The 18,830-nt window shown below is 67.6% G+C and carries 19 protein-coding genes; 5 read left to right on the top strand and 14 right to left on the bottom strand.

Annotated features, from left to right (window positions below):
• The first annotated feature begins 28 nt into the window (after positions 1-28).
• Positions 29-535 (top strand): DUF3809 domain-containing protein, encoded by a 507-nt coding sequence (locus OCI36_RS00830; RefSeq protein ID WP_261663175.1) that lies wholly within the window; start codon positions 29-31, stop codon positions 533-535.
• Positions 536-600: 65 nt separating this feature from the next.
• Here OCI36_RS00830 and OCI36_RS00825 read toward each other — a convergent pair whose 3' ends face one another.
• Positions 601-939: a hypothetical protein gene (locus OCI36_RS00825; RefSeq protein ID WP_261663174.1), complete on the bottom strand. Its 339-nt coding sequence runs from the start codon at positions 937-939 to the stop codon at positions 601-603.
• Between the two features lie 101 nt (positions 940-1,040).
• Here OCI36_RS00825 and OCI36_RS00820 point away from each other — a divergent pair, with 101 nt between their 5' ends.
• Positions 1,041-2,129 (top strand): transposase, encoded by a 1,089-nt coding sequence (locus OCI36_RS00820; RefSeq protein WP_261663173.1) that lies wholly within the window; start codon positions 1,041-1,043, stop codon positions 2,127-2,129.
• A gap of 176 nt (positions 2,130-2,305) precedes the next feature.
• Here OCI36_RS00820 and OCI36_RS00815 read toward each other — a convergent pair whose 3' ends face one another.
• The 3 genes from OCI36_RS00815 to OCI36_RS00805 form a co-directional block, all read right to left on the bottom strand.
• The gene (locus OCI36_RS00815; protein WP_261663172.1) at positions 2,306-3,985 is read right to left on the bottom strand and encodes a GAF domain-containing sensor histidine kinase; all 1,680 of its coding nucleotides are present in this window, start codon (positions 3,983-3,985) and stop codon (positions 2,306-2,308) included.
• A complete protein-coding gene (locus tag OCI36_RS00810) occupies positions 3,982-4,836 on the bottom strand; it encodes an RNA methyltransferase (protein WP_261663171.1) in 855 nt (284 codons plus the stop codon). The genes OCI36_RS00815 and OCI36_RS00810 overlap by 4 nt, the downstream gene beginning before the upstream one ends.
• Before the next feature lie 63 nt (positions 4,837-4,899).
• Positions 4,900-5,658 (bottom strand): WecB/TagA/CpsF family glycosyltransferase, encoded by a 759-nt coding sequence (locus OCI36_RS00805; RefSeq protein WP_261663170.1) that lies wholly within the window; start codon positions 5,656-5,658, stop codon positions 4,900-4,902.
• Positions 5,659-5,837: 179 nt separating this feature from the next.
• Here OCI36_RS00805 and OCI36_RS00800 point away from each other — a divergent pair, with 179 nt between their 5' ends.
• A complete protein-coding gene (locus OCI36_RS00800) occupies positions 5,838-6,479 on the top strand; it encodes a GNAT family N-acetyltransferase (protein ID WP_261663169.1) in 642 nt (213 codons plus the stop codon).
• Here the strand turns inward: OCI36_RS00800 and OCI36_RS00795 are convergent.
• From OCI36_RS00795 to OCI36_RS00755, 9 genes are all read right to left on the bottom strand, one after another.
• Complete coding sequence (locus OCI36_RS00795) at positions 6,459-7,517, bottom strand: PIG-L deacetylase family protein (RefSeq protein WP_261663168.1); 1,059 nt, start codon at positions 7,515-7,517, stop codon at positions 6,459-6,461. The genes OCI36_RS00800 and OCI36_RS00795 overlap by 21 nt on opposite strands.
• A gap of 26 nt (positions 7,518-7,543) precedes the next feature.
• Complete coding sequence (locus OCI36_RS00790) at positions 7,544-7,963, bottom strand: secondary thiamine-phosphate synthase enzyme YjbQ (RefSeq protein ID WP_261663167.1); 420 nt, start codon at positions 7,961-7,963, stop codon at positions 7,544-7,546.
• Positions 7,964-8,047: 84 nt separating this feature from the next.
• Positions 8,048-8,899: a DegV family protein gene (locus OCI36_RS00785; protein WP_261663166.1), complete on the bottom strand. Its 852-nt coding sequence runs from the start codon at positions 8,897-8,899 to the stop codon at positions 8,048-8,050.
• A gap of 81 nt (positions 8,900-8,980) precedes the next feature.
• Complete coding sequence (locus tag OCI36_RS00780) at positions 8,981-9,808, bottom strand: hypothetical protein (protein WP_261663165.1); 828 nt, start codon at positions 9,806-9,808, stop codon at positions 8,981-8,983.
• Between the two features lie 51 nt (positions 9,809-9,859).
• Entirely contained in the window at positions 9,860-12,079 is a 2,220-nt protein-coding gene (gene pta, locus OCI36_RS00775) for a phosphate acetyltransferase (RefSeq protein WP_261663164.1), read from the bottom strand.
• 64 nt (positions 12,080-12,143) lie between these two features.
• On the bottom strand, positions 12,144-13,343 hold the full coding sequence (locus OCI36_RS00770; protein ID WP_261663163.1) for an acetate kinase: 1,200 nt from the start codon (positions 13,341-13,343) through the stop codon (positions 12,144-12,146).
• Between the two features lie 106 nt (positions 13,344-13,449).
• Positions 13,450-13,893, bottom strand: coding sequence for a tRNA (adenosine(37)-N6)-threonylcarbamoyltransferase complex ATPase subunit type 1 TsaE (gene tsaE / locus OCI36_RS00765; RefSeq protein ID WP_261663162.1), 444 nt, complete (start codon positions 13,891-13,893; stop codon positions 13,450-13,452).
• Positions 13,890-15,299, bottom strand: a complete 1,410-nt coding sequence (locus OCI36_RS00760; protein WP_261663161.1) for a tetratricopeptide repeat protein — start codon at positions 15,297-15,299, stop codon at positions 13,890-13,892. Before OCI36_RS00760 ends, tsaE begins: the two co-directional genes overlap by 4 nt.
• A 100-nt stretch (positions 15,300-15,399) precedes the next feature.
• Positions 15,400-15,954 carry a PolC-type DNA polymerase III gene (locus OCI36_RS00755; RefSeq protein ID WP_261663160.1) on the bottom strand — a complete coding sequence of 185 codons (555 nt, stop codon included), beginning with the start codon at positions 15,952-15,954 and terminating at the stop codon, positions 15,400-15,402.
• Positions 15,955-16,098: 144 nt separating this feature from the next.
• Here OCI36_RS00755 and OCI36_RS00750 point away from each other — a divergent pair, with 144 nt between their 5' ends.
• Together OCI36_RS00750 and OCI36_RS00745 are read left to right on the top strand one after the other, a co-directional pair.
• Positions 16,099-17,490, top strand: a complete 1,392-nt coding sequence (locus OCI36_RS00750) for a TrkH family potassium uptake protein (RefSeq protein WP_261663159.1) — start codon at positions 16,099-16,101, stop codon at positions 17,488-17,490.
• Between the two features lie 71 nt (positions 17,491-17,561).
• Complete coding sequence (locus tag OCI36_RS00745) at positions 17,562-18,221, top strand: potassium channel family protein (protein WP_261663158.1); 660 nt, start codon at positions 17,562-17,564, stop codon at positions 18,219-18,221.
• 35 nt (positions 18,222-18,256) lie between these two features.
• Here the strand turns inward: OCI36_RS00745 and OCI36_RS00740 are convergent, their stop codons facing one another.
• Positions 18,257-18,679, bottom strand: a complete 423-nt coding sequence (locus OCI36_RS00740; protein WP_261663157.1) for a DUF1345 domain-containing protein — start codon at positions 18,677-18,679, stop codon at positions 18,257-18,259.
• Positions 18,680-18,830 lie beyond the last annotated feature (151 nt).

The raw sequence follows: 18,830 nt of genomic DNA, 5'->3' as shown, positions 1-18,830 counted from the left end.
TCAGGCAGATTGTTAGGAAGTCCCGCGCATGATGCAGTTCGGCGCGCAGCAGACCTTTACCCTGCATCACCCGGGCGCCCCGGCCGCCGCGCTGGCCTGGGCGCAGGCGGCTGAGCAGTCGCTGGGGCAGGTCACTTTCCTGCAAGATGTGCAGCTGAGCGGGCAGGCACCGGACCCCCGGCTGCTGAGCGGCGAGCTGAAAGTGCCGGTGCCGCTGCTGGGCGACATCACTCTGCCGTTTCTGAGCGAGCTGGCCCTCACCCCCGCCGGCGCAACGCTTACCCCCCAGCCACTCCCCGAGCGGCGCGGCTGGGTAGAGGTACGCGGGCTGGCGGCAGTGGGCCCAGCAGCAGCGGGAGGCAGCGGCACCCCGGTCGAACTGAGTTTCGATTTTCAGGCCTTTTTGCGCCTGCCCGACAGTGGCAACGTGGGTGGCGTGGCCTTCGAGAAAATGGTGCGGGCCACCGCGCAGCGCACCCTGAAACGGGTGATGGCCGAACTGCCGGGGCAACTGCAGGCCAGCATGAGCCAGTAACCCCTGGCAGAAGCGGCGTGGCGGGGTCTGTAGAGCCCGCCACGCCGCTTTCTTTTCGGTTGAAGTTACTTCAGCCAGCACCATTCGTTGAACTCGTAGCCGCTGAGGTACACGTAGCGGTCGACCATCTTGTCGCCGTCAATATCAATCAGGCGGATAAAGGAAAGAGGGCTGTCCTTGACCGTCCTGAGTAACTTGAAGGTGCTGCCTTCCTCTGCCGCGCCCTGCTTCAGGGCCGCCATCAGTTCGTCGTTGGCTTGGGCATTTTCCTGGGAGTTCAGGTCATAGGGCATGTTGTTGTCGTCGACATCAACCGAAGCGCCGTAAGTGTCTTTTTCACAGGTACCCAGCTTCTGCTGCCCCAACAGAGCATTGAACTGCGGGTTATTTCTGTCTTTGACCAACTTCACCTGAGCGCCGGCCACAAGCAGGAGCAGGGTTAGCCTCAGAACTTGCACCTGAATAGGCGGACAAAAAGCGCTCCCAGAGCTGAAATTCTGGAAGTGTGTACAAACAGGTTTCAGGGGAGCGCGTCCGTATTTTCGCACAGCAGGTTCTGGATATTCCAGAGACGCTGTATCAGCAGCGAAGCTTGCAAGCTTCGCTGCACCTCTTCCACAGTCCAGGTCAGAAGACCAACTTCAGCCAAGCTGAGGGAGTCAGTCCCAGTGCACTCAGCCGTTTCTTCAACATCTATGACTGGGATTCAGACCGCTGCTGGGAAGAGATGCAGGACACCCAATGGCGCATGTTGCTGGACGCGGCTCGTCACAAACGCAGACCTCGTCTGCGTCTCAGTGTGGACCTGACCACGGTGGAAAAGGTGGGGACTCAACTGCCCTACGTCAGCGTCTACAACGGCAGGCACGGCATCCATCTGGTGGTCTTGTTCGCCGAAAATGGGGAACTGAAGTTCCCCATTTCTTACCGGATCTACCAGGGCAAGCACACCAGCACCCCGGTCACACTGGCCCTCGACTTGCTGGAAGAGGTGCCAGACTTCGTGGGGAAACGCTTTCAGGTCTGCGTACTGGCGGACAGCGGATTCGAATCCGCTGTCTTTCTGGAAGGTGTGCAGCGTCTCGGTTTCGAGTTCGTGGTGGGTGTGCGGAGCAACCGACGCACGGATCATCCTGGGCGGGTGACGGTTGCGGACTGTCCGCATGGGGGGTACGTCAACCTCGCCAACTGGCCTCTGGAAACGCTGACCCTGGGGAGGATGGACCGTGGGGACCGTGAATTCTTCGCGGTGTCATCCGAGCTGCTGGAGGGGGACGAGATCGTTGCTGAGGGTGCGCATCGCTGGGGGGTGGAATCCTTCTTTAAGGAGGGAAAGCATCAGTTTGGGTTGGCGCAGTTCGCGCTGCGAACTGCCAGGGGTCTGGACCGCTGGATTCTGATGGTCTTCCTGGCCTTCACCCTGACCATGCTGTACCGCTCTGAGGACATGACCCTGAAAGAGGCAGCCCGCTTGGCCCTACATACCCTCTTCCCCGAAGTCAGGCTGAACCACCTGCTGAACCAAATTCAAAAAGAGCAAGAATTCCTCCACCAGCACGGCTATTCGCTCAGCTATGCAAGGTGCAAGTTATGAGTTAGCGCCAGTACCGTCATCAGTTTTTTCATGCTGTCAGGCTAGTGCCGCGCCTGTTCCGCCGCCTATCCTCCACTGGATGAAGGCCAGGCCGATTCTTTCAGGCCAACCGGAAAAGTGGACCGGGTTAGAGTAAGGAGTTGCCCCTCAGAAACATGCGTGAAGCATGATCCCGGCTACCCTACTTGCGGCAGCCGGGCTTCCACCAGCGTGCCGCGTCCCGGCTGACTGATGACGGCGTACTCGCCGCCGCGGTTGTCCATTCGCTCGCGCATCTGGGTCAGGCCCAGGCCCCCGGCACTGCTGACCCGCCCGCTCACCTGCTGCGGGTCAAAGCCGCGGCCATCGTCTTGCACGCGCAGCTGCACCCACTGCGGCCCTCCGCTCAGCGAGACGGTTACGCTGGAGGCCGCCGCATGCTTGGCGACGTTGTTGAGGCTTTCCTGCACGATGCGGAACAGCACCGCCTCGTCACCTTTAGAGAGCGTGACCTCGCCGGAAATGTCCAGGGCCGTCTTCAGCTTGTTCTGCTCACCGAAGTCCTGCACGTACATTCGCAGGGTGTCCAGCAGGCCATATTTTTCCAGGTTGATGGGCCGCAGCGCGAAGATGGAGCGGCGCACTTCCTGAATCTGCTCGCGCAGCAGGGCGCCGGCCTCCTTGACCTCCTGCTCGGCCTGCTGCGGGTCGCGGTGAATCTGCCGGGCCACCACGTCCAGCTTGAGGGCGCAGAACGCCAGCGACTGCGCCACGCCGTCGTGAATCTCGCGGGCGATGCGGGTGCGCTCGTCACTGATCGCCAGTTCCTCCGAGTAGAGGTAGGCGCGGGCGTTGCGCACGCCCAGCGCCGCCTGCGACGCCATCAGCGCCAGCAGCGGCAGATTGGCCTCGGTCAGGGCGCCGGGGTCGGTGTGGCCCAGCACCAGCACGCCCACCAGTCCGGCCTCGTCGCGCATAGGAAAGCCGATGGCGCTGCCCACCGGACCGAACGCGGCCGCCTCCTGTGAGGTGGCCCGCAGGGGGTCGTCGCCCTGCGCCGCCCGCTGCGCGAATTCCGGCACCCCGCCCAGCAGTTCCAGGTCACCTTCCGGGCCCTGCACCGTTTCGGGGCGCAGTACGCCGTCCTGATCCACCAGATAGGCAGCGCGGAAAGTGGCGCCGGCCCGCTCGGCCATGGTGCCGGTCACCCGGACCAGCAGCCGGCGCATGTTGCGCTCGGCGCGGATCGAATCGTCCACCGAGTGCAGGGTCATCAGATCCTGGGTGCGCTGCCAGGCCGCCTGCGCCGCCGTGCCGATTTCGGCCGCCAGCGAACGGGCCAGCGCCTCGTCCTCGGGGGTGGGCGGCCGGGGCAGCTGCAACTCCAGCTCACCTCCCGAAAGCAGCTCGGCCCGCAGCGGATAACGGGCCCCCGCCGCGCTCCCCGCACCGGCGCTGAGGCCGCCGGGCAGCCGCACCGAAGCCTGCCCCGCCCCACTCACCCGCTTGGCCCCGCGCGCCCCCACTTCCAGCACCGCACCCAGGTCGCCGGCCTCGGTCAGGTCGCGCATCAGAGCCTGAATGTGCTGCAGCTGCTCGTGCGAGCGGCGCAGTTCCTCGTACAGCTCGCGCAGTTCGGCCTCGGCGCGGGTGCGGGCGCGGGCACCCTCGGCAATCCAGTCCAGCGCGAAATAGGTCACGGTGGGCCCGGCAAAGCCGTAAAACAGCAGGTGCGCCCAGAATTCCAGCTGCAGGTTGCTCAGCTGCGAGATGCCCACCTCTACCGTAATCACCACCACCACAATCAGTGGCGGCAGCACTTTGCGCAGCAGTTCCTCGCGCTGCGCCAGCAGATTGGCGGGAATCAGGCGGCTCACCCGCGCCGGTCCTCCTTCCCGGCTCCAGCCTCTGCGCCCCCGGGGTCGGTGTCGGCGGCCAGTTCGGCCAGCAGGGCCACGCCCGACCCTTCGCCGGTCGCCGCGCCTTCTTCCCCGCCCTGCTCCACTTTCCACTGCACCTGCCGCAGCAGACCACGGAACAGCCGGCTTTCGGCGCTGGACATCTGGGCGCGGTCCAGCATCAGCCGCCATAGCCGCAGGGTGTGCCGGGCGCGCATGGCGTCGGTGTAGCCGGTCAGGTGCATCATGTCCACCAGATGCCCGTACAGCCCTTCCATCTCGTCACGGGTGGCCGTCTTGCGCTCGCCGCTGGACACCTCGGTGCCGCCCTGCAGGAACTCGTAAGTGACCAGCAGCACGGCCTGCGCCAGGTTCAGGCTGGCATAGTCGGCGGTGGGAATCCGCACGGTGGCCTGGCACTGTTCCAGGTCGGAATTCAGCAGACCGGTGTCCTCGGGGCCGAACACCAGCGCCGGCCGGCTGGCCGCCCGCACCCGTGAACGCAGCTCGGCCGGGTGCTGGGGCCGGGGCATATCGCTGCGCACCCGCGCGGTGGTGCCGACGCTGAGGTCACGGTCGGCCAGGGCTTCGGCCAAGGTGGCGTAGACCGGGGCCTGTTCCAGCAGCTCTTCAGCGTGCACGGCAAAAGCGCGGGCTTCCTTGCTGAGATGGTCACAGCGGGGCGCGACCAGCCGCAGGTCGCTGGCCCCCATATTCAGCATGGCGCGGGCCGCCGAGCCAATGTTGCCCGGCGTTTTGGGCGACACCAGCACGATGGCGAGGTTGGAAGCGTGGGACAGGTCGGACTGTTCGGAAACGGGACGGGTCACGGGGAGGATGTTAGCGCGGCTGCCCGCAGCCCAGGGTGGTCAGGGCGCAGTCTGCCCCGCCAGCTACCGCCGCTTCCCAGCCAGCACGAGCGGCACGAACTGCGCCAGCTTGGGCGCACGGCCCCAGCGTGAGCGGTCGGAAGCGATGCGCCACACGAATTCCACACCAGCCCGGCGGGTCCATTCCGGGGCCAGCTCGGCGGTGCCGGCCAGCACGTCCAGCGTGCCGCCGCAGCCGATGGCGACCGGCACCTGCATGGCGCGGCGCTGAGCTTCATTGAACTTTTCCTGCCGGCCGCCGCCCATGCCGGTCAGCAGCAGGTGGGGCTGGGCCTCCCGGATCAGTGCGGCGACCTCGGCGTCCTGGGCAGGCTTGAAATAGCCGTGGTGATGCCCGGCCACCTGGATGCCGTAGTCGTGAAAGGCGTTCTGCGCCGCTCGCTCAGCCACGCCCATTTCAGCGCCCTCGCCCGGCTTGCCGCCCAGGAAAAACACCCGCAGGTCCGGCCCATGCCGCTGCATCAGCCCCCGGGCAATATCCACGCCCGGTGCACGCGGCAGTTCGCGGCCCAGCAGCTGCCGCGCCGCCCAGACAATGCCCACGCCGTCGGCAGTCACCAGGTCGGCGGCCTGCATTACCCGTACGAATTCGGGGTCCTGGCGGCTGTCCATCACAAATTCCGGGTTCAGCGTGACCACGGTGTGCGGCGCCGGCTCTGCGGCAAATATCCAGCCGCTCAGGATGTCCAGGGTATCGGGCAGGCTGGGGGCGTCCAGCGGCAGGTCGAAAAGGGTCAGGCGCTCGGGAGGCTGGTCGGTCACGCCGCTCAGTCTAGAGCAGTTCTCCGAATGACGCGTGCGCCGGAACATCGCCGCCACCCGCTCCATTTTCCGTCCTGCTCTTTGTTTTTCACTCGCTTCGCTCGTCAAAAAGCGGTGCCAGCTTTTTGTCAAATGCTCTAGCGGCGTAAGCTGGGCAGATGGCGGCGTAAGCTGAGCAGATGACTGTGGCGCTGCGTCCCCCCGTTCCCGCCGACCTCGCCGCACTGGGCGAGGTGGCCTATCAGACCGGCTTTTTCGGAGAGAGCGCGGCGCGCTACTTTCCCGACCGGCGGCTGTTCACGCTGCTGTGGGTCTGGCCCTACCTGCACGGCGCCGGCGGCCCCGGCTGTCTGGTGGCCGAGGTGAATGGTCAGGTGCAAGGCTACATCCTGGGCAACGCCGACCCGGCACGTTACCGGCAGGTGGTCACGCAGGCGGGGCTGCTGGGCGCGGCGGCCAGCCTGGGCGGCGAAGTCTACCGGCCACAGGACTGCTGGCGCTATCTGCTGCGGCTGGCGCGGCACCCCGCTCCGCACGCCGACGAGCGGCTCTACCCGGCGCACCTGCACATCAACCTGCTGCCGGGCAACCGCGGCCTGGGCCTGGGCAAGCGGCTGCTGGGAGCCCACCTGGACGCCCTGCGGGCCAGCGGGGTTCCGGGCGTGCAGCTGTCCACCACAGCCGAGAATGTGCCGGCGCTGGGACTTTACCGCCGGCTGGGCTTCCAGGAGCTGGCCCACCAGGAATCGGACCTGTGGACACCCTGGCTGGGCCACCCCACCGCACAGATCGTGATGGGCTTACGGCTGAGCCGGCTCTGAGGTCACGGTCGGCACCGGCTGGGGCACCGGCCCCGGCAGCGGGCGGGGGCTGAACAGTTCGTTGCGCCGGTCGAAGGCTTCCATAAAACGGTTCAGCACTGCGGTCTGGGTGCGGTAGGCCCGGATAGCCTCGCGCTTGTGCTGCTGCTCTTCTGGGGTCAGGTCCAGGCGCTGCCAGGGCAGGTGCCGGCCCAGCGGCGCCGGGCGCAGCGGCAACTCAGGATATTCGCCCTTGGGCAGCGGCCATTCCACCCCGCCGTGCACCAGCCAGTAGGTGAGGCGGTCTTCCTGGCCGCGCTGGGCCAGCAGCCGCATCGCCACGAAGCCCAGGGTGTGGTGGTCACCGTGGTGGTCCTGCGGAGCCGCCACCAGCACCCGGGTGGGCCGCACCCGGTCCAGCAGCTGGTTCAGGTCGGCTTCCAGCGCCTGCCCGGTAAAGGGCGCGCCGGGGGTCTGCACGCCGCCCAGATAAACGGCGCTGGCCCCAGTATGCGGCGAGGTATAGGGCAGGGTGTAATTCAGAGAATTCATGGCGGTCAGGCCGTCGTCTGGATAGCCTAAAAAAGTCAGGTGCCCGGCCGGCACGCCCAGCGCGGCGGCTGCGTCGCGGGCTTCCTGTTGCCGCCGCGCAGCCAGCCGCCGCATCCCCGTGCGGCCGGGAAACAGTCGGCGCTGGGTCAGGGCCGCGTCAATCACAAAGCCGTCGCCGGCGGTGACCCAGGCCAGGTAGACTTCGGCGCCCTGGGCGCGGGCGCGCTGAATGTAGCCGCCGCAGCACAGCGTTTCATCGTCCGGGTGCGGCGAGAGCACCAGCAGCCGCTCGCCGCGGCGCGGCACGCTGGTTTCGGGCAGGGCCGCCACCTGCGCCGCCGCCTCACCGCCCGCGTCGGCCAGGTCCGGCAGGTTGATATAGGCCGCCAGGGCCAGTGCCGCCACCAGGGCCAAGGTGACCGCGTGCTGCCGGACCCAGCCCCAGAACCGCCCCAATGCCTGCCGGACGCGGCGGGTCCGTGCTTTCCACTCTGGCAAACGCCTCATGCTGTGCCTATCACCCGGTCCCCGGCCTACTCGCCCTGCAGGGTCAGGGTCAACCGGCGGGCGCCGCCCCGGTTGCGGTGTTCGCACAGAAACACGCCCTGCCAGGTGCCCAGGTGCACTTGGCCGTCCCGGACTGGCAACGTGAGCGAAGGCCCCAGCAGCGCCGCCTTGAGGTGCGCGGGCATGTCGTCGGGGCCTTCATCGGTGTGGGTGTAGTGCGGATATTCTTCCGGCACCAGGTCCGAAAAAAACTGCTCGAAGTCGCGCCGCACATCTGGGCTGGCATTCTCGTTGAGGCACAGGCTGGCACTGGTGTGCCGGATGAACACATGCAGCAGGCCCACTTTTATCCCGCGCAGTTCGGGCAGGGCCGCTTCTATCTCACGGGTGATCAGGTGAAACCCGCGCCGCATGGGCGGCAGGGTCAGCTCGGTCTGGTGCCACATGGGGCGCAGTGTAGCGCCCGCGCCCGCCCGGCTGCGCTTCAGGCCACAGCTCGCACCTAGGCCGGGGCATTTAGGCTGAGGCATTTAAACCGGCACATTCAGCGGCAGCGCTCCCAGGCCGAAGCCGCCGGGGCCCACGTGTGAGCCGATCACTCCGCCCACCATGAACGTGCCCAGTTCCTGCACCGGGCCGCCGGCCAGCCCGGTGCGCAGCAGCTCGACCAGCTCCTCGCCGCCGGGGGTCACGACATAGCCCACCTGCATCTCGCCGTGCCGCTCGGCCATCCGCAGCACGTCACTGACCATGCTCTCGGCAGCGCGGCGCACCCCACGGAATTTGGCCGCCGGCTCGATGCGGCCCCGCTGAATGGTCAGCACCGGTTTGATGTTCAATACGCTGCCCAGCAGCCCCGCCGCACCGCCGATGCGGCCGTTTTGCCGCAGATATTCCAGCGACTCCACGCTGAACCGCAGCTCGGCGTAGGGAATCAGCCGCTCCAGCATTGAGACGATCTCGGCGGCGTTCTGCCCGGCCGCTGCCGCCTGCGCCGCCCGCAGCGCCAGTAGGCCCAGCGGCATGGTGGCGGTGCGGCTGTCCAGCACCGTGACCCGGTCCCCGAACTCGCGGGCGACCAGCTGGGCAGTTTCTGCCACGCCCGACAGGTCCCGGCTGACATGCACGCTGACCACGGCGTCGTGGGTTTGCAGCAGTTCACTGTAGGCCTGAAAAAATATGCCCGGCGCCGGCTGCGAGGTGCCGGGAATCTTCTCGCCGGCCCGGACGCGCTCCAGAACTTGCGGCAGGGTGATTTCCTTCACGTCGCGGTATGACTGCTCACCAAAATGCACCGTCAGCGGCAGGCTGGTGATGCCCCAGCGCTGGCAGAGGCCGGGTGAAAGGTCAGCTGTGGAATCGGTCACAATGGCGACGGACATGCAGCGAAGTGTACTCCGCTCGCCGCCGGGTCGCCAAAATGCCCCGGTGCGGCCCCAGCGCCCCACTGATCCAGCGCCGCCTCAGAACAGGACCGAGCGGCCCTGCTGCCCCGCCAGCAGCGCAAAATGCACCCGCCGCAGTGCTGCCGCCTGCCCCCGTGTCAGTGCGCCGCCCTGGGCCAGCGCGTCCAACGCCTGAGCGTGCAGCGCCAGCCGGTGTGGGGCGTCGGTGCCGCGGGTGGGCACATACCGGAAAGTGACCTGCCCGCCCAGCCCAGCCACCAGCGCGTCGAGGGCTTCCAGCGACTCGCTTTTGCGGCGGGACGGGTGCGCCAGGCCCTCGCGGTAGCGCCGCACGTGAAACAGATGGCCACTTGCCACCGTCAGCTGCCCCGCCCCCAGTGCCCTGGCATGCCGCAGCGCCAGCAAAAGAGCCAGTCGCTCGGCCAGCGCCTCCTGGGCGCCCGGCGGCGTGCCCGGCAGGGCCAGACTGTAGGGCCGCCCGCCCAGGGTGTACCCCAGGCCCAGGCCGCCACTGCCGGCTTTCTGGCGGCTGCCGTCGGTGGCGATGGGCAGAGGGTCCGGCAGCGACACTGGCTGAGGCCCGCCGAAGTCGGCCCGCAGGACAACCCGCTCGGCCGCTGTCAGGGGTGCGCCGGCCAGCAGCCGCTCCTGCGCGGCACGGACCTGGGCCGCCTGCCCCGCCCGCGCGGCTTCGGCCGGGTCCTCACTGCGGGTCAGGGCGCGCAGCTCCAGCGCCTCCGCGTGGGCCAGCGCCACTGCCTCGGTGCAGCCTGCCCGGGCCGGAGACAGAGCGTAAGCCACGCCGCCCAGCAGGTAGCCGGCCTGGGGCACCGGGGCCAGCGTGAGTGCAGCCTGCTGATGCCGGGGGGTGTGTATGACCGGCACCCGCCTAGGCAAAGGCGTGGCTGGGAATGGGCCGCTTTGCAAAGAAAACTGTCATTGGGGAGCCTGTTCAGCAGGCTGATCTGTACTGGGCTGGTCCGTCCTGGGCTGGTCTGCTCCCCCCTGTTCAGCGTTCGCCGGCGCCGCGCTTCCCCCGTCTGCCAGCGGCGCAGCGGCAGCGCTGGGAGTCTGGGTGGCCTGAATGGCCGTCAGCGCCACCGTGTATACGATGTCGTCCACCAGGGCGCCGCGCGAGAGGTCGTTCACCGGCTTGTTGAGGCCCTGCAGCATCGGCCCCACCGCCACCACGCCTGCCGAGCGCTGCACCGCCTTGTAGGTGGTGTTGCCGGTGTTCAGGTCCGGGAAGATAAACACCGTGGCCTGCCCCGCCACCGGGCTGCCCGGCGCCTTGGAGCGGCCCACGCTGGGCACACTGGCGGCGTCGTATTGTAGGGGACCGTCCACCGTCAGGTCGGGGCGCAGCTGCCGCACCCGCTCGGTGGCCTGCTTGACCTTTTCCACGTCCTCACCGCTGCCGGAGGTGCCGGTGGAATAAGAAATCATCGCCACGCGCGGCGTGATGCCAAAAGCCGCCGCACTGTCGGCCGACTGAATGGCAATCTGCGCCAGGTCTTCGGCGCCAGGGTTGGGGTTGATGGCGGCGTCGCCGTAGACCAGCACCTGCTCGGGCATCAGCATGAAAAAGATGCTGCTGACCAGCGTGCTGCCAGGGGCCGTCTTGATCAGCTGCAGCGCCGGGCGCACAGTGCTGGCGGTGGTGTGCACCGCGCCCGACACCAGCCCGTCTACCTCGCCCTGCGCCAGCATCATGGTGCCCAGCACCACGTTGTCTTCCAGCTGCGCCAGCGCCTGCTCGGGCGTCAGACCCTTGCTGCGGCGCAGCTCCACCATCGGGGCTACGAACCGCTCGCGGGCCTGGACCGGGTCGAGGATTTCCAGCCCCTCGGGAATGCTCAGGCCCTGGCTTTCGGCCACCCGCCGCACGCTGCTTTCCTCTGCCAGCAGCACCGGGTGGGCAATGCCTTTTTCCAGGCAGCGAATGGCCGCCTCCACCGTGCGCGGCTCGTCGCCCTCGGGCAGAACGATGCGCTTGCCGGCCGCCCGCGCCTTTTGAATCAGCTCGAAGCGGAAGGCACTCGGCGGCAGCCGGCGCTCTTGCCCGGCCGGCGTCACCCGGCCCACCAGCTGCGCGGTGTCCAGTCGGTCGGCGGCAAAGTCCAGCGCCTGCCCCACCCGGTCCAGGTCGTCGGCCGGCACCTTGCTGCTCATCTCAATCAGGCGGGTGGTGGTCTCGAAGGAATTGGTGGGCACCCGCAGCACCGGCAGCGAACTGGTCAGCGCGGCGCGGCACAGCTGCTGAATGGACGGCACCGGGGCCACGCCGCTGGTCAGCAGCAGCCCGGCCAGCGGCACGCCGCTGAGGTGCGCCAGGCTGGCCGCCATCACCACGTCCTCGCGGTCGCCGGGGGTCAGGATCAGGGCGCCGGGGGCGAACAGATTTTGCTCCACCATGCCCGGCACGCCCCGCGCCGTGACCACGAAGCGGCGAATGCGGCGGGTGTCCATCTCGCCGGCGTTCAGCACCTCGGCGTTCAGGTAACGGGCGATGTCCACCGTGCGGGCCGCCTGCAGCTCCGGGTTCTCGGTGATCACGCCCAGCAGCGGCAACTCGCCGGCCGCCAGAATGCGCGAGTGCTGGCGCAGCCCGGCCAGCAGCCCGCCGAAATCGAACTGCTCGGGGGCAAAGTTCAGCACGTAGCCGGCCAGCCCCGACCCGTCGGAGCGCCGGTAGTTCTGCGCGGCAATTTCCAGCTCGTCGGCCAGGGCCAGCGGGGTCATGCCGCGCAGGTCGGAGACCAGCACCACGGCGGCTTCCAGGTTGCGGGCCAGGTCGGCGTTGAGGCGCGGGGCGTAGGAGTTGCGCTCGTTCAGCGCCAGCCCTTCCACCACCAGCACGTCCAGCTCACCCATGCCGTGCGCCAGCGCGATCACTTCCTCCATCAGTTCTTCGCCCTCGCCTACCGAGAGCCGCTGCTCGGCGTGCGCCAGCGAAATGGGGTCGGGCGTCCGGGTCGAGCCGCTCAGCGAGCGGGCAAACTGCACGCTGGCGCTGAGGCCCTCGGCGTGCGTCTGGGCGATGGGTTTGAGAAACCCGGCCCGCAGGCCCTGGCGTTCCAGCGCGCGGGTCAGGCCCAGCGCCACGGTCGAGAGGCCCACACGGTTTTTGGTCGGCGCGACGAAGAAAGTTTTCATGGCAAGACTCCTTGGGAAAAAGGGCGGCGGGGCGGAAGTGACCGGGTCAGCAGCAGCTGAAAACTTAGGCCGAGTGCGGCAGCAGTTCGGCCGTCTGGCGGGCGATCATCAGTTCCTCGTTGGTGCTGACCACCAGCGCCGTGACCCAGCCTTCCTTGGAAATCACGCCCTGCTGGCCGCGCACGGTGTTCTCGTTGGCGCGCTCGTCGGGCACCAGGCCCAGGCTGCGCAGGCGTTCCATCGTCATGGCGCGGATGTGGGCGCTGTTCTCCCCGATGCCGCCGGTGAACACCAGCGCGTCCCAGCGGTTGAGGCCCACCGCGTAACTGGCGATGGTCTGCGCCAGACGGTACACGAAGCGGTCAATCGCCAGCTGCGCCCCGGCGTGCCCGCCCAGGGCCGCCTCGACCAGTTCGCGCATGTCGTTGCTCAGGCCGCTGAGGCCCAGCAGGCCGCTGCGCTTGTTCAGAGCGTCGGTGACCTCGGCAGCGGTCATGCCGGCCTCGCGCACCATGAATTCCACCAGGCTGGGGTCCACATTGCCCGAGCGGGTGCCCATCACCAGGCCCTCCAGCGGGGTCATGCCCATGCTGGTGTCGCGGCTTTTGCCGTCCTGCACGCTGGTCACCGAGCAGCCGTTGCCCAGATGCGCCACGATCAGGCCGTGGCGGCCAGGGTTCAGGCCCAGCATCTTGACCGCCTGCCCCGACACGTACTGGTGACTGGTGCCATGAAACCCGTAGCGGCGCACCCCGTAGCGGGTGTACCACTCTTCCGGCACGGCGTAGCGGTAGGCCACCGGCCGCATGGTCTGGTGAAAAGCGGTATCGAACACGGCTACGTGCGGCAGGTCGGGAAAAGCGGCGCGGGCAGCCTCGATGCCGGCCAGATTAGCCGGGTTATGCAACGGAGCCAGCGGAATACAGTCCCGGATCACCTGCTCCACTTCCGGCGTGATCAACACGGGGGCATTGAACGCTTCACCACCGTGCACCACCCGGTGCCCCACCGCCACCACATCCTGGCGCAGCCCCAGTGCGTCCAGCTCGGCCAGCACCCGGGCCACCGCCTGCGCGTGCACCCCGCCGCGCAGGCTTTCCTCGGTGCGGTCGCGCTCGCCGCCGCCAAAGTGGTCCAGCCGGATACTGGCGCCCTCCTGTCCCAGACGCTCGGCCAGCCCCGACAGGCGCACGTCGCCGTTGCCGGGATCCAGCAAGGCGAACTTGAGCGAACTCGAGCCGCTGTTCAGTACCAGGATTTGCATATGGCCCTATTGTGCCGTATCAGACCGGAAAAGGCGGGCCGGCTGTCCCAGATACCGGACCCCGGAAAAAGCCCCTCCCAGCTTGCAGGCCCGCCGGGAGAAAGCTTCAGCGCAGCCGGGTCACCCGGCGCACAGATGGGTCACCCGGCAGATGCTCCAGCAACAGGCAGGGGGCCTGCGGGTAGTCGTCATACAGCAGCTGGCCCCACTCGATCACGCTGAGGCGGCTCTCGCCGGTGAGTTCTTCCAGGCCCATGTCGTACAGCTCGCCAGGGTGCTGCACGCGGTAGGCGTCCACATGCAGCAGCTGGCCCTGTGGCGTCGGGTACGGCTGCATCAGCGCGTAGGTGGGGCTAGATACGGTGCCCGTAAAGCCCAGCCGCCGGGCGATGCCCTGGGTCAGGCTGGTCTTGCCGGCGCCTAGCTCGCCTTCCAGAAACAGCACGCTGCTGGCCGGCAGGCTGTCCAGCAGCGCCGCACCGAAAGCCTGCTGTTCTTCCAGCCCATGCAGCAGCTGGCTTTCGCCCGGGGCCAGTAGGAAGGCCGTCAATTCAGCACCCTGCCGGAGCCGCCCTGCATCAGCTCGGCGGCTCGGTCGCGGTGGGCCTGCAAGGTAGCCTGCCACTCGTCGCCCTCGGGGGTGTGTTCCAGCGCCTGCTGGGCGTGGGCATACACCTGCGCCGGCTCGCGGAAGCCCTGCTGCGCCAGAATATCGGCCGTCATCTGGTGCCCGATCAGCCAGTCGCGGCTGCCTTCGGGCGAGGCCCCGATCACCCGTTCAAAGTGGGCCAGGGCGTCGTCCAGGTGGTAATACTCCAGCGCCACGTTGCCCAGCACCAGGCTGGCCGGCACCACCGCGCCCTGGCGCAGGGCCTGCTCGGCGCCGGCCTGGGCCTGGGCCAGCTGCCCCAGACGGTAGTCGCACTCGGCCAGGTCAGCCTGCACCTCGGCCTGGAAAGGATAGTCCGGCTCGCGGGCCACCACTTCCAGCGCTTCTTGGGCCTCCAGCGGGCGGTCCAGGTCCAGCAGCGCCACCGCCAGCTCGTGCTGGGCGTAAGGCCGGTCGCTGCCCTGCGCCAGCTCGACCGCCCGGCCAAAAGCGCTCAGGGCTTCCTCGGTGCGGCCCAGCGTGTTCAGGGCCTGCCCCTGCACCAGCGCCACCCCGTAGCTGGCGTCGCCGTGCCGGCGTTCCAGCTGCGCCGCTGCTTCAATTTCGCTCAGGGCCTGGTCGGCGGCGCCCAGCGCCAGTTCCAGCTGAGCCTGCAGATAATGCCAGGTGGACAGGTTCAGCGCCTCCTGCGGGTCGCTCGGCTGCGCCGACGAGTAGATGGGCCGGGCGTCTTGCAATGCCGTTCGCGCCTCGTCCAGTCGGCCCTGGGCCAGCAGCAGCGCGGCACTTTCCTGCAGCATCACCGCCCGGTCAGGGCCGCTGGTGCCGGCGGCCGCCTGGGCAAACAGCTCGGCGGCCCGCTGGCTGTCGCCCAGGCCGTCGTGCGCTTCTGCCAGCAAGGCGGCGGCCCGCCAGCTCAGGTGCGCGGGCAGCTCGGCCGGGTCCAGCTCCAGCTCGGCAGCCTCGCTCAGCCGGCCGGAGAGCACCAGGGCGCTCAGGGCATGGAAACGGGCCAGGGGATCGGCGGCGTGGCGGGCCTCCGCCGGGGGCGGCGGGGCCTGGGTGCCGGCGTGGCGGGCTTCCAGCTCGGCCCCTAGCGCCAGATAGAGAGGATCGGCGGCGGCCCGCGGGTCCAGCCGGCGGGCTTCAGAGAGGCTCAGGCGCAGTTCGTCCAGTGCCAAGTCACCATACAGCGCGTGCAGCGCCCCGGCCAGCAGCACGTAGCGGGCCTGCTCGGCCGGGTCAGACAGCAGGGTGCCGGCCCGCAGCAGTGCGAACGCCTGCTCGAAGTCTCCCTCCGCCAGGGCTTCACAGGTCAGAGGCCAGAATGTTGCGGCGTCGGTCATTACTGGCCCAGCATACTGCGCCCGGCTCAGGCCATTCCTGCACAGCACCGCAGAAGTGCCGGACCAGTTTGCTTTTCGCTCCGGCTCGGGCTCGCCCGGCTCAGGCTTCGCCCAGCATCTCCAGCAGCCGCAGGTAAGCGGCGGCCGTCACTTCCACGTCGCCCAGCGAGCGGTGCCGGCCGCCTTCGCTGAAGCTGAGGCCCAGTCTCCCGGCCAGCGAATCAAGGTTGTGCCGGCGCTCACGCGGAAAGGCCCGGCGTGAGAGCTGCACGGTGCAGACTTCGCGCTGCGGCGCCCAGACCAGCCCGTGGCGCTCGGCGGCCACCCGCATAAAGCCCGAATCGAACCCGATGTTGTGCGCCACCAGCGTCGCGTCGCCGGCCCACTCCAGAAACTCGGGCAGCACTTCGGCGATGCTGGGCGCGCCGGCCACCATATCGTCACTGATACCGTGCACCCGCTGGGCCTGCCAGGGAATCATGACCGTCTCGCCCAGACTGTTCTGGGGCCGCACCAGGGTCTGGTAAGGCTCTTCGGCCATCACCCGGCCGCCGCGAATCCGCAGCGCGCCTATTTCCACAATGCCGTCGCGCTGCGGCGACAGTCCGGTCGTTTCCAGGTCAAAGACGACAGTGTCGTCACCAGTGTTCCGCATCAGTTGCGGCCCTCATTCAATCTCTGCACCTTTCCAGCTTAGCCTCATTCCGGGGCAGCCGGCAGGCCGGGGCCGACGTTTCGCCTGTGCGCGCACCAGCGCCCATAGCTCGCCCGCCCTGACCGCACCGCCTACAATGCAGGGGTGCCGCTCGTTTCCCGCCCGGCTCCAGCCAGGCTTCCTGAGCCCAAGCGCTCCTGGTACGCCCGGCTGAGGCCCCCACAGCTGATTGCGCTGGTGTACTTTATCGGCATTCTGCTGGCGACCGCCGCGCTGCACCTGCCCGGCGTGCTGCGCCCCGGCGCCGACATGTCCAGCGTAGACCTGCTGTTTACCGCCACCAGCGCCCTGACCATCACCGGGCTGGCCGTGTCCGACACCGGCGAGACTTTTACCCGCTACGGCCAGAGCATCCTGATGGCGCTGTTCTTGCTAGGCGGGCTGGGCATTCTGTCGTTCGGCACCCTCTTTGCCTTTCTGACCGGGCGGCGGGTCAACTTCAGCGAGCGTCAGCACCTCCAGGCCCAGATCAGCGGCCTGGACACCGGCAGCGTAGTGCGGCTGCTGCGGACCATCTTTACCTACGCGCTGGGGCTGCAACTGGCTGGCGCCCTGCTGCTGGCCTTTCGCTTCGTGCCGCAGTTCGGGCTGGGTGAGGGTCTTTTTCAAGCACTGTTTCATTCGATCAGTGCTTTTAACAACGCCGGCTTCACGGTGGTGCCGGGCGGCATGTCGCAGTATGTCAGCGACCCGCTGGTCAGCCTGACCATCTCGGCGCTGGTGATTCTGGGCGCGCTGGGTTTTATCGTGCAGTTCAACGTGGTGAACTGGCTGCAGCGCCCGCGCGAGCACCGGCTAACCGTCTACTCGCTGCTGACCCTGCTGACCACTGCCGCCCTGCTGGTGGTGGGTTTTCTGACGGTGCTGCTGCTGGAATGGGGCAACCATGCCACCCTGGGGCCGCTGCCCTGGCACGGCAAACTGCTGGCCGCCTTTTTCCAGAGCATGACGCCGCGCTCGGGGGGCTTCAGCACAGTGAATATCGAAAGCATGCGCAGCGCCACGCTGCTGGTGCTGATCATCCTGATGTACATCGGCGGCGGCAGCGGCTCGACCGGCGGGGGCATCAAAACCTCCACCTTCGCCATCCTGGCCGGCTCGGCCTGGAACATGGTGCTGGGGCGCGGTGAGCTGATCGCCTTCGGGCGGCGGGTGGAGCGGGACAACGTGGTGCGCGCCACCACCGTGACCACCCTCTACACCCTGATGGTCATGACGGCACTGTTTTTGATGCTGCTGACCAACCCCAACATCGACTTTACCCACCTGCTGTTCGAGACGGTCAGCGCGGCCGCCACGGTGGGCCTCAGCATGAACACCACCGCCCACATCAACAACACTGGGCTGATTATCCTCAGCATGCTGATGTACCTGGGCCGCATCGGACCGCTCACTTTCGCAGTGGCTTTCAGCCTGCGCCGCCGCCAGCAGCAGGGAGTACGTTATCCGCCCGAGCGCGACATTCTGGTGGGCTAGGGCACCGGGCGCCCGCGCGGGCGCAGTATCATACCGGGCGTGAAGCAAGGACGGACAGCGGTGAGCCGCGCATGAAAGCCAAACAGTGTCTGGTGGTGGGTCTGGGCCGCTTCGGCAGCGCCGTGGCGACCACCCTGTACGAGATGGGCCATGAGGTCGTCGCCATCGACCACGTCGAGGAAAACGTGGAGCGAATCATGAACCGCGTCACCCACGCCGCCATCGTGGACGCCACCGACGAACGTGGCATGCGTTCTATCGGGGTGGGCGATTTTGACGTGGTGGTGATTGCCATCGGGTCCGACGTGCAGGCCAACATTCTGGCGACCATGATCGCCAAGAGCCTGGGCGCGCCCTACGTGGTGAGCAAAGCGGTGGACGAAATGGCCCGCCGGGTGCTGGAACGCATCGGCGCCGACCTGGTGGTGCGCCCCGAACACGACATGGGCCTGCGGCTGGCGCGGCAGATCGCCAACCCCAACGTGGTGGATACCCTGGACCTGGGCAGCGATTACGCCATCGTGGAACTGGAAGCCAACGAGCGGCTGCGCGGCACCCTGATGGACCTAAACATGACCGGCCGCTTCGGCGTACAGGTGATCGCTATCGGGCGGCGGGGTGATTTGGAAGTCAGCCCCCGCGCCGACAGCCTGATCGAATCCCACGACAAACTGGTCGTGATCGGCACCGGGCACGACATTGACGAGCTGCGGCGCTACCTGGACAAGTAGCGTTATCTGGCCAGACAAGGGCTGGGGACGGCGTATCAGGACACGGCAAACTGCAAGGTGAGTGCCAGGATGGCCGTATTGAATACAAAGGAAAAGAGCGTGTGTCCCATCACTACGCGCCGCACTTCCCGGCTGGTGATATTCACATCTGAGCTGGCCGCCGTGGTGCCAACGGTGAACGCGAAATAGGCAAAGTCCATCAGGTCCAGCGGTTCATTTCCGGGGAAGTCCAGCCCACCCCTGTCCTGGCGGTAGTACAGGTAAGCGTAGTGTAGGGCGTAGGCGAAGTGGGCCATCAGCCAGGCGCAGGCCACGGTCAGCACGCACAGCACTATAAACAGCTTTTCCTGCCAAAAAGGAAGGCTCAGCTTGCCCGCCAGCGGCAGGAACAAGCCAGCCACCAGCAGCCCAAACCAGCTGGCGAACAGCACGAAGGCCAAACCAGTTCGCCCGCCCAACAGCCAAAAATCCAGCCAGGGATACTGCTCCAGCAGTGGCGGAGCCAGAGCATGGGCCCAGCCGGTGCAGTTCTCTATGGCTTAGGCGCCGGTAAGCCTGCCAGGTCAGCAGCACATACACCAGGCTGGCCGCGCTGGTCGCCAGCATGGT

It is taken from the genome of Deinococcus sp. Marseille-Q6407 (assembly GCF_946848805.1).
GTDB lineage: Bacteria > Deinococcota > Deinococci > Deinococcales > Deinococcaceae > Deinococcus.
This window is presented reverse-complemented; position numbering and strand designations above follow the sequence as displayed.

Coding starts and splice junctions, on each gene's coding strand:
- pta (WP_261663164.1), bottom strand. CDS start 12,079: ATGAAAACTTTCTTCGTCGCGCCGACCAAAAACCGTGTGGGCCTCTCG.
- OCI36_RS00830 (WP_261663175.1), top strand. CDS start 29: ATGATGCAGTTCGGCGCGCAGCAGACCTTTACCCTGCATCACCCGGGC.
- OCI36_RS00770 (WP_261663163.1), bottom strand. CDS start 13,343: ATGCAAATCCTGGTACTGAACAGCGGCTCGAGTTCGCTCAAGTTCGCC.
- OCI36_RS00745 (WP_261663158.1), top strand. CDS start 17,562: ATGAAAGCCAAACAGTGTCTGGTGGTGGGTCTGGGCCGCTTCGGCAGC.
- OCI36_RS00790 (WP_261663167.1), bottom strand. CDS start 7,963: ATGTGGCACCAGACCGAGCTGACCCTGCCGCCCATGCGGCGCGGGTTT.
- OCI36_RS00800 (WP_261663169.1), top strand. CDS start 5,838: ATGACTGTGGCGCTGCGTCCCCCCGTTCCCGCCGACCTCGCCGCACTG.
- OCI36_RS00795 (WP_261663168.1), bottom strand. CDS start 7,517: ATGAGGCGTTTGCCAGAGTGGAAAGCACGGACCCGCCGCGTCCGGCAG.
- OCI36_RS00785 (WP_261663166.1), bottom strand. CDS start 8,899: ATGTCCGTCGCCATTGTGACCGATTCCACAGCTGACCTTTCACCCGGC.
- OCI36_RS00755 (WP_261663160.1), bottom strand. CDS start 15,954: ATGCGGAACACTGGTGACGACACTGTCGTCTTTGACCTGGAAACGACC.
- OCI36_RS00760 (WP_261663161.1), bottom strand. CDS start 15,299: ATGACCGACGCCGCAACATTCTGGCCTCTGACCTGTGAAGCCCTGGCG.